Source organism: Neisseria sp. HMSC078C12 (assembly GCF_001838065.1).
In the GTDB taxonomy this organism is placed as follows: Bacteria; Pseudomonadota; Gammaproteobacteria; order Burkholderiales; family Neisseriaceae; genus Neisseria.
The window spans coordinates 61166-73814 of the sequence record NZ_KV835608.1; the positions used below are offsets into that span (position 1 = coordinate 61166).

The window sequence follows — 12649 nt, forward strand, 5'->3', positions numbered from 1 at the left end:
CCATTTAGTACCGCGGCGCATACAATCACGAAAAGGAAATTCCATGAGTCGCGTATTACTCGTAGATGACGATGCTCTCTTGACCGAATTGCTGACCGAATACCTGACCGCCGAAGGCCTCAACGTTCATAGCGTTCCCGACGGTGAAGCCGGCGTTCAAGAAATTCTGACCGGACAATACGATGTCGTCGTATTAGACTCCATGATGCCTAAAATGAACGGTTTGGACGTACTGAAAAACGTACGCACCCAAAGCACCGTGCCCATCATCATGCTGACCGCGAAAGGCGACGACATCGACCGCATCATCGGTCTGGAAATGGGCGCGGACGATTATGTTCCGAAACCATGCACACCGCGCGAACTCTTGGCCCGCATCAACGCCATCCTGCGCCGTGCGCAACACAGCAACGAACAAAACAACGCGCCTAACAGCATTTCTGTCAGCGACGTCGTTTTGTACCCGGCCAAACGCCAAGCCAGCATCAAAGACACTCCGCTCGAGTTGACCAGCACCGAATTCAACCTGCTCGAAGTTTTGATGCGCCACGCCGGACAAGTCGTCAGCAAAGAGACCCTGTCCATCGAGGCACTCGACCGCAAACTGGCTAAATTTGACCGCAGCATCGACGTACACATCTCCAGCATCCGCCACAAATTGGGCGATGCCTCCCTGATTCAAACTGTACGCGGCTTAGGCTACCTGTTTGTTAAAAACTAAAGATTAAACAGATCAATGAAACTGTTTCAACGCATCTTCGCCACATTTTGCGCAGTCATCGTCTGCGCAATCTTTGTGGCGAGTTTTTCATTTTGGCTGGTACAAAACACCCTCGCCGAAAACCAATTCAACCAACGCCGCACCATCGAAACCACATTGATGAGCAGCATCATCTCCGCGTTCAACTCGCGCGGAGACAGCGGTGCGCGCGAAATTCTTTCGGAATGGAAAAACAATCCGGTTTCCAATGCCGTTTATGTGATTACCGGCGACGATAAAAAAGATATTTTAGGCCGCAATATCGACAGCCTTTCCATCGAACGCGCCCGCATCTTTGCCATCAACAATCCCGAATCCGATTTAGCCCACATCGAATACGACCGCTTCGGCGAAGAATACCTCTTCTTCATTAAAGGCTGGGACAACCATCAAGCCCAGCGCCTGCCCAGCCCGCTTTTCATTCCCGGCCTGCCGCTCTCGCCGATTTGGCACGAATTTATCATTCTCTCTTTCATCATTATCGTCGGCCTCTTGATGGCATATATCCTTGCCAACAATATCACCAAGCCCATTAAAATTCTTGGCGGCGGTATGGACAGGGTAGCCAACGGCGAACTCGAAACCCGCATTTCCCAGCAGGTTGACGACCGTGACGACGAATTGTCCCACCTTGCCGTACAGTTCGACAAAATGGCCGAAAAATTGGAAAAACTTGTGGCCAAAGAGCGTCATTTGCTCCACCACGTTTCTCATGAAATGCGTTCGCCGCTGGCGCGCATGCAGGCAATTGTCGGCCTGATTCAATCTCAGCCGCAAAAACAAGAGCAATACCTCAAGCGACTCGAAGGCGAACTGGTGCGTATGGATACTTTGGTAGGTGAATTATTGACCCTCTCCCGCCTGGAGACCTCCAATATTCCTTTGGAAAAAGAAAACCTCAAACTCGTTCCGTTCCTGACCAACTTGATTGAGGACAACCAAAGCATTGCCCACCAAAACAATCAAAGCGTTACCCTGAGCATTGACCCTAAAATCCCTGAAAATGCCGTGATCAGTGCCAACGAAGGCTATCTGTACCGCGCCTTTGACAACGTTATCCGCAACGCCATCAACTACAGTCCGGAAGGCAGCACCATTCAAGCCCATATCGGACAAGACGGCAAACACTGGATTATCGATGTTACCGACAACGGCCCGGGTGTCGATGAAATGCAGCTTCCGCATATTTTTACCGCCTTTTATCGTGCCGATTCCAGCGCACACAAGCCCGGTACCGGCTTGGGACTTGCCTTGACGCAACACATCATGGAGCAGCACTGCGGTAAAATCATTGCTGAAAATGTCAAACCCAACGGCCTGAGGATGCGTTTTATCCTTCCCAAAAAGAAAGCCGGAGACAAAAAAGAAGTCTGAAAATAAGGCCGTCTGAAACTTTTCAGACGGCCAAAAACACAAATAAGGAACCATCATGAGTGCAACCGTCCAAACCGGCTACTTCTTCATGCCTGAACACATCATCCTAGTCGGCGCCAGCGAACGTCCGCACAGCCTTGGTGAACGCATTTTCAGCCATCTGCTCGGTTCCTCATACCAAGGCAAAATCACCCCCGTCAATCTTCGACACAGCAGTGTCGCAGGCATTCCCTCCTACTCCAGCCTGAGCAAAATCCCGGGCCAAGCCGATTTGGTTGTCGCCGTTATCCCGCCCGACCATTACGACTCGCTGTTCAAAGCCTGCCGCAAAAAAGGCCTGCGCCACATTATCCTGATCCAAGATTGGGAAAACCTGCCGCCCGAATCCTGCAAAAATGCCCGTTCCATCATTCAAAAATATCACGGCGACGAATTAAACATCAGCGTGTGTAACAGCGCAGGCGTCCAACTTCCCTCACTCAATCTCAATATCGGCACCCAAGCCGACTATCCGGCCGGCCATATCGCATTACTCACCGGCCACAGCACTGTCAGCCGCAACATCAACCATCTGCTAAACACAATGCATCAAGGCGTATCGCGCCACATCAGCCTCAACTACAACCTAAGTCCCACCACCTCCGCCGACTGGCTCAACCGCTTCGGCCACAACCGCCATACCAAAGTTGCCGTCATCCACTACAATCCGGCCGAAAACCAACGCGAGCTGTTCAGCGCCATCCGACACTTTGCACGCCACACCCCGCTTATCCTGTTGTCCACACACCATACCAACGACACAGACAAAGCCATCCTACGCAGCCTCAGCCACCATTGCAATTTCCAACCGGTATCCAATACCGCCGAGCTGGAAGCAGCCCTAAAAGCCCACCTTTCCGGCATTCCCGTCATTACCAATCCCACCATTCTGTCCGACACGCCGATAGAATGGCTGCGCAACACCGCCGATGCCTGCGAATTGACCCTCGACCTCCCAACCGATGTACCATCCGTCCGACAAGGCTGCATCGGCAGCAACCCCACGCCTGCACGCATCCACCGCCTGGCACTCGAACAATTGCAAAATCCGCACACCCAAGCCCTGCTCGGCATTATTTCGCCGGACACGCCGGACGCGTACGGCATTCATCAAACACTGAATAACTTAGCACAAAAAACCAGCAAGCCCATTCTCATCAGCCATCGTTTTTCAGACGGCCTGACCCGGTTCAACACCCCGGAAGAAGCCTTGCTGACACTTTATTTCCGCAATCAAACCGCCTGTTTGCAACAAGCGCAAAACACCCCTGCCCCAGCCAAAACAGGCCGTCTGAAAACGCCTAAAAACAAAAATATCGATAAAGCCATTGCATCCGGTCAAACCGAGCTGATGGCAGAGGCTCTGTACCTGCCTCCGTGCCAAACCCAGAAGCACAATTCCGTTCAATTCCGGTTCAGCCGTCATGCCATTTACGGCAATATCCTGACCGCCCATTACAACGGCCAAACCCAAGCCGCATTACCGCCCTTTACCACGCTCGATATCCAGCGTTTAAGCCAATTTGCAGAACTTGACAACACTTCCGTTCTCAATCAATTCCTGCATTCCCTAAACACGCTTATCCACAACAATCAGCATATCGGCGACATCATCCTCAACTACAACGGCAGCCAATACAGCAGCACCATCATTCCCGAAATTGTGGAAAAACCAGCCGCGCCGACAACCAAAATCCCCAAAAAAGCCGTCCAAACCTTAGAACAGGCCGCAGCCAAAATGCAAAGTGCCGCCGCCTACCTCCAACAAAAAAATCCGGCCGCAGCCGAGTTTCTACGCAACACCGGCGAAGCCGCGTCCGAACTGCTTCACCCTAAAACCGAAACGCCCGAGATACAAAACGTACTCGCCCCCTACCCGAACCAAACCGACACATTCGTCCTGCCCGACGGCAACACCCTGCACATTCGCGCTCTAGAGCCCGAAGATGCCGAAGCCAAACAAAAATTTGTCCGCCAATTACCTGCGGCCGACCGCTATACGCGCTTCATGACCCACACCAACGAATTACCACAGCCCACACTCGCACGGCTGACCCGCCCCGATTTCCATAACGAATGCGCATGGGCCGCCTTCGCTTCAGACGGCCGTATCGTCGCAGTCAGCCGTTACAGCCGCATCAATCGCAACGAATGCGAATTCGGCATTACATTGGCTGCCGAAGCCCGCAAAACCGGCTTGGCCGGTAAAATGATGAGCCTCATTATCCAAACTGCCACACAACAAGGTTATCAAACCATAAATGCGGAAATCCTCAAAGAAAACACACCGATGCTCAAACTCGCTGAAAAATCAGGATTTACCGTTACCCCGTCGGAAACCGACCGCGGACTGTATCAAGCAAGCCTCGATTTGAACGCATGGCAAAACAGCAACAAAAACAAATAAAAACTTGCATAACCCGTGTGAAATATCCTAAAATTAGCGGTTTCTATATATCCGCATTTTTCAAAAGGACTCAAAATGGTAGTTATCCGTTTGGCTCGCGGCGGCTCAAAACACCGCCCTTTCTTCAACGTAGTCGTAACTGACTCTCGCAACCGTCGTGACGGCCGCTTCATCGAGCGCGTAGGTTTCTACAACCCCGTTGCCAACGAAAAACAAGAACGCGTACGTTTCGACGCAGACCGCATCAACCACTGGGTCGCTCAAGGCGCGAAAGTTAGCGATGCAGTTGCCAAACTGATTAAAGAGCAAAAAATCGCTGCTTAATCAGCTGAAACGACCATGACAGACACTCAAAAACGGGTAGCCATGGGCTACATCAAAGGCGTATTCGGCATTAAAGGCTGGCTTAAAATTGCCGCCAATACCGAATACACCGACAGCCTGCTGGACTACCCAGAGTGGCAGTTATGCAAGGATGGCAAAACCCTGAATGTCACGCTTGAAACAGGTAAAATTGTCAATGGCGAACTTCAGGTAAAATTTGAAGGTATAGACGATCGCGATCAAGCATTTGCCTTGCGCGGCTATACCATCGAAATTCCCAGAGAGTCATTCGCCCCTACTGAGGAAGATGAATACTACTGGGCAGATTTAGTCGGCATGACCGTCATCAACAAAGAAAACATCGTCCTCGGTAAAGTCAGCAACCTGATGGAAACCGGTGCGAATGACGTTTTGATGATTAAAGGCGAACACGGACAAATCCTGATTCCCTTCGTCTCCAACTATATCGAATCTGTCGATACCGACAGCAAAACCATTATCGCCGACTGGGGCTTGGACTACTGATGCTGATTCAAGCCATCACCATTTTTCCAGAGATGTTCGACAGTATTGTCGAATATGGCGTTACAGGCAGGGCAAGAAAACAAAACCTTTGGCAGTTTCAAGCCATTAATCCCCGAAAATTTGCCGACAACAAACTTGGCTATATTGATGATCGCCCCTTCGGAGGCGGCCCGGGAATGATTATGATGGCACCGCCGCTTCAAGCGGCAATCGAAGAAGCCAAAACAAACTCGCAAGAACCTGCCAAAGTAATTTATCTCAGTCCGCAAGGTCAGCCGCTGACACACAAAAAGGCCGCAGAACTTGCCGAACTGCCCCATCTTATCCTTCTATGCGGACGCTATGAAGGCATAGATGAAAGACTGTTACAACGCAGTGTGGACGAAGAAATCAGCATTGGCGACTTTGTTGTCTCGGGTGGTGAATTACCCGCCATGATGTTGATGGATGCCGTCTTAAGATTGGTACCAGGCGTATTGGGCGATATACAGTCAGCCGAACAAGACTCGTTTTCAGACGGCCTTTTAGACTGTCCTCATTACACCAAACCCGTAGAATTCCAAGGCATGATGGTTCCTGAGGTCTTACGCTCAGGAAATCATGGCTTGATTGCCGAGTGGCGATTAAAACAATCGCTGCGACGCACTTTAGAGCGCCGACCCGATTTATTGGAAAAGCGCAGTTTAATCCCAAAGGAATCCCGCCTCTTAAAAGAAATCTTGCAAGAGCAACAGGAAATCCAATCATAACTTAGGAAAAACAAATGAACTTGATTCAACAATTAGAGCAAGAAGAAATCGCTCGCTTGAACAAAGAAATCCCTGAATTCGCTCCAGGCGACACCGTTGTCGTATCTGTACGCGTGGTTGAGGGTTCCCGCAGCCGTCTGCAAGCATACGAAGGTGTGGTTATCGCCCGCCGCAACCGTGGTCTGAACAGCAACTTCATCGTTCGCAAAATCTCTAGCGGCGAAGGTGTAGAACGTACTTTCCAACTGTACTCTCCTACCGTAGAAAAAATCGAAGTTAAACGCCGTGGTGACGTACGTCGCGCCAAACTGTACTACTTGCGTGGCCTGACCGGTAAAGCAGCCCGTATTAAAGAAAAATTGCCTGCTCGCAAAGGCTAATCGCTTTCTTCAAAAACCCACTTCAATGAAGTGGGTTTTTTGTTTTTATATAAAATTCCTCGTCTTTATTACGCAATAACGAAAGCCAATCACAATCCCCTTTTTCACGCATAAACTTCAAAAGAATCATAACTCCCTCTACCTCTTCTAACCTTTATAAAAAAGGCCGTCTGAAACAAAAGATTCAGACGGCCTTGAATTACATCGGGCGGTTATTTAAACCATCTTGCCAATGCTGGGATACGTGATAACAACAATGTATCCAAAATCCAAATAACAGCAATTGCGGCAATGGCCGTTGGGAAAATCACAGCCAAAATCAGAAGTGGCACAGCCATTGCCCACCATACCGGCAATTTGATTTTCTGTGCAGGAGGAACTAAACCTCGCGCTTCCGAAGGACGGCGTTTCCACCACATTACACAGCCGCTGACACAGATAAAAATAATCGCCAGGCAGAACACAACATTCGCCAGCACGCTCCACCAACCCAGCGTACCCATATGCAAGGCAATGCTTGCCGCCATAAACTTGCCAAACCAGTTATAATCGCCAAAATGAATATCCGCCAGGATTTTGCCACTATATTGATCAATATGTACCGTACGATCCGCAGTCGGACTAATCATATCGTAGCTCATTGAGTCTTGCGACAGCGTCCATACGCCGGTTTCGCCTTTAGGTAGGTTCAACTGATAGCGGCCTTTGAAGCCAATTTCGCGCGCAAAGCGGTCAACCGTTTCCAACGTCATCGGTTCACTTGGATTAATGCCGTTTTCGCCCAGTGTCGTACCGGAAACCGGCATAGGCGTCAGCTCTAAAATCCACGGCACTTCTTTGGATTTACCATCGTTCAGCACATCACCATGGGTTGGTACGGAAGATACCGGATTAGGCTCCACGCCCCATTTACCGGCTGGGAATTGACTCCATGCCTGAACCACTTTACCACCCCAAATACCGGCCCAAGCAATACCAGACAAACAGAACAGCAATAAAATCAAAGAAACCCAAGAGCCAAATGCACCGTGCAGGTTGCGCCACCAAGAACGGCCTTTGCCTGCTTTAGGTAAAAGGACGGCCTTCAGACTACGCTGTTTTACCCACCACAAATAGATACCGGTCACAATCATGATGATGGTTAGCGACGCAGCAGTTTCCAACAGGTAGTCACCAGTCGCACCCATCATCATGTCACCGTGGATTTCGTCCATCGTGTGATACCAGCCTTGACCGCGCGGCATCGTATTCACGACGTTTGCCGTATAAGGATCAACGGCAACCATAGTGGCTTTATCGTCGTTGTTCACACGAAATACGGCCACCATATCATCTGCGCGCGGCGCAATATATTGCACCACAGAAGCAGTTTCCGGATTCACAAACTGTCTGGCGGCCTCAGCCTGAGCCGACAAAGGCTGCACCACTGCTTGCGGTGTAACATGTATCCGCTCGCCCTCTTTACCGGTGATATTGGCAAATAACAGCATTCCCAACCCTGTAACAGCCAGCAGGGTTAAAAACGGCGCGACCAAAAGTCCGGCATAAAAATGCCATCGCCAAACAGTTAAATAACGGCGGTTAGCCTGTTGTTCATTTTGGGAAGTTGGTTTTGTTTCCATATATTCTCTTTATATAATTAAAGCAGACTAATCCTTAAGGATTATTAGCAAGCATTTTAATCAAAACCATTCATTTACGAAACCGTTTTTCAAGCGTAGCTTTGAAATACTTCAATATTTAGTTTGCAGGCCGTCTGAAAAAACAAAATAGACAGAAAACAACACTTTACTGAAAATCCGTTTTAATTATTGCGGTTTCGGCAGAATTTGGTAGAATACAGGCATTACTTATTTATTCATCAAGCCGCCAAGCTTTGGCGGCTTGTATTTTTATTTCCAATCCGGCTACCGCGCGTGGCCGGATAAAATTTTAAAAGCATCATCATGCTTTCATGGAGAACTCAATGCAAAAAATCCCTTTGACCGTCCGCGGTGCAGAATTATTGAAACAAGAACTTCAACACCTCAAAAGCGTGGCTCGTCCAGAAATTATTGAAGCCATTGCAGAAGCACGTTCACACGGCGATTTATCTGAAAATGCCGAATACGAAGCCGCCAAAGAGCGCCAAGGCTTTATCGAAGGCCGTATTGCCGAGCTGGAACACAAACTCTCTATGGCCCACATCATCAATCCTGCCGAAATCCATGCCGAAGGCAAAATCGTATTTGGCACAACAGTAACACTGGAAGATTTGGAAACCGAAGAACAAGTAACCTACCAAATCGTCGGCGAAGATGAAGCAGACATTAAAGAACGCAAAATCTACGTTGGCTCCCCCATTGCCCGTGCCTTGATCGGAAAAGAAGAAGGCGACGTTGCAGAAGTTCAGGCCCCCGGCGGCGTGCGTGAATATGATATTATTTCCGTACAATACATCTAAATAAACTCAAGGCCGTCTGAAAACGTTTTCAGACGGCCTTTTGTTACACCATCACAACTAAAACAGAATTTCCCAAAGAGAAACCAGATGAGTCTACCCTACAAAATCACTCAAACCGCTGCTGCCATTTGGCTAGGCATGCAACTGACAGTCGGCTACATTGTCGCCCCCATCCTATTCCATCTCCTGCCTAAGATGCTGGCAGGAGAAATCGCCGGCATTTTGTTTGCCATTACCGCAATATGCGGCTTAGTTATTTTTGGCGCAGCCTATGCCTTTTTCAGACGGCAACTTGCCTCCCTCTCTTGGTGGGTTTTGGTACTTTGGCTACTCTTAGCCTGTAATCATCTTTTGGTTACGCCGGTTATTGAAGCGCACAAGTACGGACTGGACAACTGGCTCTTGTCCTTAGTAGGCGGAACATTCGGCATTTGGCATGGCTTATCCAGTATTATCTTTTTAATCTGTACGATACTGGCAGCTATGTGCGTATGGAAATGGCCCAGGCCAAACTAAACTGTTTTAATAAAAGGCCGTCTGAAAATAAATCTTTCAGACGGCCCTTCTTATTTTGAAATCACGAATTATCTTGATTACTCAAATACAAACCATAAAAAAATGCCCCGCATATCGCAGGGCATTTTTCACAAACCGATTAAGGTTTAGCGTAACCGTGAACGCCATTGTAAGGAGCTGGGATCCAACCTTCATCAGTAGCAGGCAATTCGCCTTGACCTTCGATAGTTTGGCCTGGAGCAACTTGACGAGTGACAACGCTGCGGATTTTAACATCAACGCGACGGTCAGGTTCGATACAAGCGATAAGAGCAGCACGTTTCTTAGCTTTAGAAACTTTTTTGCCCAGTTTAGCAACTTCAGCTTCACAAGTAGCAGTCATTTGAGCTTGAGATTCGCCCAAACCTACTGCAGAGATTTTGCTAGAAGCAACGCCATGGCCTACCAAGTAGTTAGCAACTACGTTGGCACGACGCTCAGACAGAGCTTGGTTGTATTGTTCAGAACCCATGAAGTCAGTGTGACCTTCAACACGTACGGTTTGTACGCTTTCGTTGCTCAGGCGTTGGGCCAAAGCGTCCAGGTTTTCTTGAGCTTCAGGACGGAGGTTGTCTTTGTCGAAGCCGAACAGAGTTTTAGAAGACAGGGAAACAGTTTCATCAACATACTCAGGAGCTTGTTGTACAGGAGCAACTGCTTCGCGGTCACCACATTCAACACGGCCTTCGGTAGCTTTGTCGAAGTAGCTGTTTTTCCAGCATTCGCCGTAGTTGTTACGGACGATTTCTTGAGATTGGCTGCTTACGGTGTAACCGTGTTTGGTATGCGCTTCGCTGGCCATTGCGGTGCCAGAGGCAACCAAGGCAACGAACAATGCGCTTAATTTCAGCTGTTTGGTCATTTTATTCCCTCATCAAATTGTTATGCGGCGGACTAGGAAAGCAACCGCTGCAAAGTACCAATATACAGGCCGCAGTATCAAAACAGCGGCAAATCGGATATATCAGGTTGCACTATAAAGAAGCGCAAGGCAAACTGTCAATACTCGATGCCTTCAAACAATTATGAAGTGCCTGCTTCCTAGTAGTTAATCATGCCGAAAAATCAATCTTGTGTCATTAATTTAGGGCAAAATCAGCCAATTCATCCGCTCAAAGTTGTACAAAAACAACAAAACTTCATCCTCCCTTCATTCATAGATTTCCTGTTTTCATATCATTAAAAGATATTTTCATTAAAAACAACCGTTTTCAAAACTCAGGGCAAAACCGGGCAAAATATGTTAAATTACAGACCGTTTGTCGCACAAAATCCACAATAACAACGTATCCGATACTGCTACCATGAAACTGCAACAATTACGTTACGCCCTTGAAGTTTACCGGCACAATCTGAATGTCTCCGAGGCTGCCGATGCGCTTTTTACATCCCAGCCCGGCATTTCCAAACAAATCCGCCTGCTTGAAGAAGAATTGGGTATCCAAATTTTTATCCGCAGCGGCAAGCGTGTGGTTTCCGTTTCGCAACCGGGCAAAGCCGTGTTAGAGATTTCGGAACGGATTTTGCGCGATGTACAGAACATTAAAAATATCGGCAGCGAATTTACCGATCATGACAGTGGCTCCCTGACCATTGCCACGACGCACACCCAGGCGCGTTATGCATTGCCTAAAATCGTTGCAGAATTTGTGAAAAACTACCCTAAGGTCAATTTGACCATCAAACAAGGCAGCCCTTCTGCCATTGCGCAAATGGTCAGCAGCGGCGAAGCGGATTTAGCAATTATTACTGAACGTATTGACGATCATCCTGAGTTGGGCAAACTACCCTGCTATGAATGGAACCATGCCGTCATTATTCCGCACGACCACCCTCTTTTAGACTGCCGCAATCCTTTAAGCCTTGAAGATTTGGCTTCTTTTCCGCTGGTTACTTACGAATTTGCGTTCAACTCCGGCAGCAGCATTGCGCGTACCTTTAATAAAGCGCATATCGAGCAACCTGATGTTGCTTTATCGGCTGCCGATACGGATGTATTGAAAACGTATGTACGCTTAGGCTTAGGCGTGGGTTTGATGGCCAAAATGGCGTACGATCCCGTTGTCGATCAAGATTTGCAGCTGATAGACGCGGCGCACTTATTTGAGCCGTCGCCCACTTGGATAGCCTTACGCACCGACACCTACCTGCGTGGCTATGCCTATGATTTTATACAGATGTTCGCGCCGAAACTAACCCGCGAAGCAGTTGACCGCATTCTGTACACGCCAGTCGTTGAAGATTTTTCAATTTAACATCTAACTATCACTTGCGTAACTTAACAATTATTCTTTAACTTTTGTTAAAAAGGCCGTCTGAACAATTTCAGACGGCCTCAGATTCAGATAGCGTGCGAACAACCGGAAACCATTTTCTTCAAAGTCGTCGCATCTAGGATTTTGATGTGCTTGTGTTCAACCGAAATCAAGCCTTCGTGATGGAATTTGGATAAGGTGCGGCTGACCGTTTCCAGTTTCAGCCCTAAATAGCTGCCGATTTCCTCACGCGACATTCGCAGGATAAAATCGTTGGCGGCGAATCCTCGTGAATAGAGACGCTGAGACAGGTTGAGCAAGAATGCGGCCAAGCGCTCTTCGGCGCGCATATTGCCCAAAAGCAACATCACGCCCTGATCTCGGACAATTTCACGGCTCATCAAACGGAAAAAGTGAGAGCGGAGGCTGGGAATGTCCTGACCGAGTTCTTCAATGTGCGTAAACGGAAGCTCGCATACTTCGCTGTCTTCCAAAGCCACAGCATCACAACTATGAATATGGGAACAAATCCCATCCATCCCGATCAGCTCGCCCGACATAAAAAAGCCGGTTACCTGATCCCGTCCGTCTTGGCTGGCGACTGTTGTCTTAAAGAAGCCCGCACGGATGGCAAATAAAGAGGTAAACGGCTCGCCGGCACGAAATAAGTACTCGCCTTTTTTCAGACGGCGGCTTTGACGGATCACTGCATCCAATTGTAAAAATTCGTTAGGCATTAGTCCGACAGGCAAACACAGTTCGCGTAAAGAACATGTGGAACACAAGGTTTTCATTTGATGTGTTGCATTGTGTGTAGCCATAACGCACCTTTAATTTG

General features: G+C 48.5%; 13 protein-coding genes. 10 read left to right on the forward strand and 3 right to left on the reverse strand.

What is annotated here, in order from left to right; all coding sequences use genetic code 11:
- The first annotated feature begins 43 nt into the window (after positions 1-43).
- From misR to rplS, 7 genes are all read left to right on the forward strand, one after another.
- Positions 44-721, forward strand: a complete 678-nt coding sequence (gene misR / locus HMPREF2596_RS05315; protein ID WP_003748666.1) for a two-component system response regulator MisR — start codon at positions 44-46, stop codon at positions 719-721.
- Between the two features lie 15 nt (positions 722-736).
- Positions 737-2134, forward strand: coding sequence for a HAMP domain-containing sensor histidine kinase (locus tag HMPREF2596_RS05320; protein WP_070850102.1), 1398 nt, complete (start codon positions 737-739; stop codon positions 2132-2134).
- A 55-nt stretch (positions 2135-2189) separates the two neighbouring features.
- The gene (locus tag HMPREF2596_RS05325) at positions 2190-4580 is read left to right on the forward strand and encodes a bifunctional acetate--CoA ligase family protein/GNAT family N-acetyltransferase (protein ID WP_070850104.1); all 2391 of its coding nucleotides are present in this window, start codon (positions 2190-2192) and stop codon (positions 4578-4580) included.
- A gap of 75 nt (positions 4581-4655) precedes the next feature.
- The gene (rpsP, locus tag HMPREF2596_RS05330; RefSeq protein ID WP_003684452.1) at positions 4656-4904 is read left to right on the forward strand and encodes a 30S ribosomal protein S16; all 249 of its coding nucleotides are present in this window, start codon (positions 4656-4658) and stop codon (positions 4902-4904) included.
- 15 nt (positions 4905-4919) lie between these two features.
- Entirely contained in the window at positions 4920-5429 is a 510-nt protein-coding gene (gene rimM / locus HMPREF2596_RS05335) for a ribosome maturation factor RimM (protein ID WP_036493152.1), read from the forward strand.
- The gene (trmD, locus tag HMPREF2596_RS05340; protein ID WP_070850106.1) at positions 5429-6178 is read left to right on the forward strand and encodes a tRNA (guanosine(37)-N1)-methyltransferase TrmD; all 750 of its coding nucleotides are present in this window, start codon (positions 5429-5431) and stop codon (positions 6176-6178) included. Before rimM ends, trmD begins: the two co-directional genes overlap by 1 nt.
- A gap of 14 nt (positions 6179-6192) precedes the next feature.
- The gene (rplS, locus tag HMPREF2596_RS05345) at positions 6193-6558 is read left to right on the forward strand and encodes a 50S ribosomal protein L19 (protein WP_003679470.1); all 366 of its coding nucleotides are present in this window, start codon (positions 6193-6195) and stop codon (positions 6556-6558) included.
- 212 nt (positions 6559-6770) lie between these two features.
- Here rplS and HMPREF2596_RS05350 read toward each other — a convergent pair whose 3' ends face one another.
- Positions 6771-8180: a PepSY-associated TM helix domain-containing protein gene (locus HMPREF2596_RS05350; protein WP_070850108.1), complete on the reverse strand. Its 1410-nt coding sequence runs from the start codon at positions 8178-8180 to the stop codon at positions 6771-6773.
- A 344-nt stretch (positions 8181-8524) separates the two neighbouring features.
- Here HMPREF2596_RS05350 and greA point away from each other — a divergent pair, with 344 nt between their 5' ends.
- Both greA and HMPREF2596_RS05360 read left to right on the forward strand, forming a co-directional pair.
- The gene (greA, locus tag HMPREF2596_RS05355; protein WP_049322768.1) at positions 8525-9001 is read left to right on the forward strand and encodes a transcription elongation factor GreA; all 477 of its coding nucleotides are present in this window, start codon (positions 8525-8527) and stop codon (positions 8999-9001) included.
- Between the two features lie 87 nt (positions 9002-9088).
- A complete protein-coding gene (locus HMPREF2596_RS05360) occupies positions 9089-9517 on the forward strand; it encodes a DUF4149 domain-containing protein (protein ID WP_070850110.1) in 429 nt (142 codons plus the stop codon).
- A gap of 139 nt (positions 9518-9656) precedes the next feature.
- Here the strand turns inward: HMPREF2596_RS05360 and HMPREF2596_RS05365 are convergent, their stop codons facing one another.
- Positions 9657-10418: an OmpA family protein gene (locus HMPREF2596_RS05365; RefSeq protein ID WP_049348237.1), complete on the reverse strand. Its 762-nt coding sequence runs from the start codon at positions 10416-10418 to the stop codon at positions 9657-9659.
- Positions 10419-10860: 442 nt separating this feature from the next.
- Between HMPREF2596_RS05365 and HMPREF2596_RS05370 the strand changes: the two genes are divergently transcribed.
- Entirely contained in the window at positions 10861-11811 is a 951-nt protein-coding gene (locus tag HMPREF2596_RS05370) for a CysB family HTH-type transcriptional regulator (protein WP_070850415.1), read from the forward strand.
- Between the two features lie 86 nt (positions 11812-11897).
- On the opposite strand, the gene fnr is transcribed toward HMPREF2596_RS05370, so the two are convergent.
- Positions 11898-12632 (reverse strand): fumarate/nitrate reduction transcriptional regulator Fnr, encoded by a 735-nt coding sequence (fnr, locus tag HMPREF2596_RS05375; RefSeq protein WP_003748691.1) that lies wholly within the window; start codon positions 12630-12632, stop codon positions 11898-11900.
- Between the last annotated feature and the right edge of the window lie 17 nt (positions 12633-12649).

What these genes read in the sequence shown, in the direction of transcription:
- trmD (WP_070850106.1), top strand. Translation starts at nt 5,429, where the DNA reads ATGCTGATTCAAGCCATCACCATTTTTCCAGAGATGTTCGACAGTATT.
- rpsP (WP_003684452.1), top strand. Translation starts at nt 4,656, where the DNA reads ATGGTAGTTATCCGTTTGGCTCGCGGCGGCTCAAAACACCGCCCTTTC.
- fnr (WP_003748691.1), bottom strand. Translation starts at nt 12,632, where the DNA reads ATGGCTACACACAATGCAACACATCAAATGAAAACCTTGTGTTCCACA.
- HMPREF2596_RS05350 (WP_070850108.1), bottom strand. Translation starts at nt 8,180, where the DNA reads ATGGAAACAAAACCAACTTCCCAAAATGAACAACAGGCTAACCGCCGT.
- misR (WP_003748666.1), top strand. Translation starts at nt 44, where the DNA reads ATGAGTCGCGTATTACTCGTAGATGACGATGCTCTCTTGACCGAATTG.
- rplS (WP_003679470.1), top strand. Translation starts at nt 6,193, where the DNA reads ATGAACTTGATTCAACAATTAGAGCAAGAAGAAATCGCTCGCTTGAAC.
- HMPREF2596_RS05360 (WP_070850110.1), top strand. Translation starts at nt 9,089, where the DNA reads ATGAGTCTACCCTACAAAATCACTCAAACCGCTGCTGCCATTTGGCTA.
- HMPREF2596_RS05320 (WP_070850102.1), top strand. Translation starts at nt 737, where the DNA reads ATGAAACTGTTTCAACGCATCTTCGCCACATTTTGCGCAGTCATCGTC.
- HMPREF2596_RS05325 (WP_070850104.1), top strand. Translation starts at nt 2,190, where the DNA reads ATGAGTGCAACCGTCCAAACCGGCTACTTCTTCATGCCTGAACACATC.
- HMPREF2596_RS05370 (WP_070850415.1), top strand. Translation starts at nt 10,861, where the DNA reads ATGAAACTGCAACAATTACGTTACGCCCTTGAAGTTTACCGGCACAAT.
- rimM (WP_036493152.1), top strand. Translation starts at nt 4,920, where the DNA reads ATGACAGACACTCAAAAACGGGTAGCCATGGGCTACATCAAAGGCGTA.
- greA (WP_049322768.1), top strand. Translation starts at nt 8,525, where the DNA reads ATGCAAAAAATCCCTTTGACCGTCCGCGGTGCAGAATTATTGAAACAA.
- HMPREF2596_RS05365 (WP_049348237.1), bottom strand. Translation starts at nt 10,418, where the DNA reads ATGACCAAACAGCTGAAATTAAGCGCATTGTTCGTTGCCTTGGTTGCC.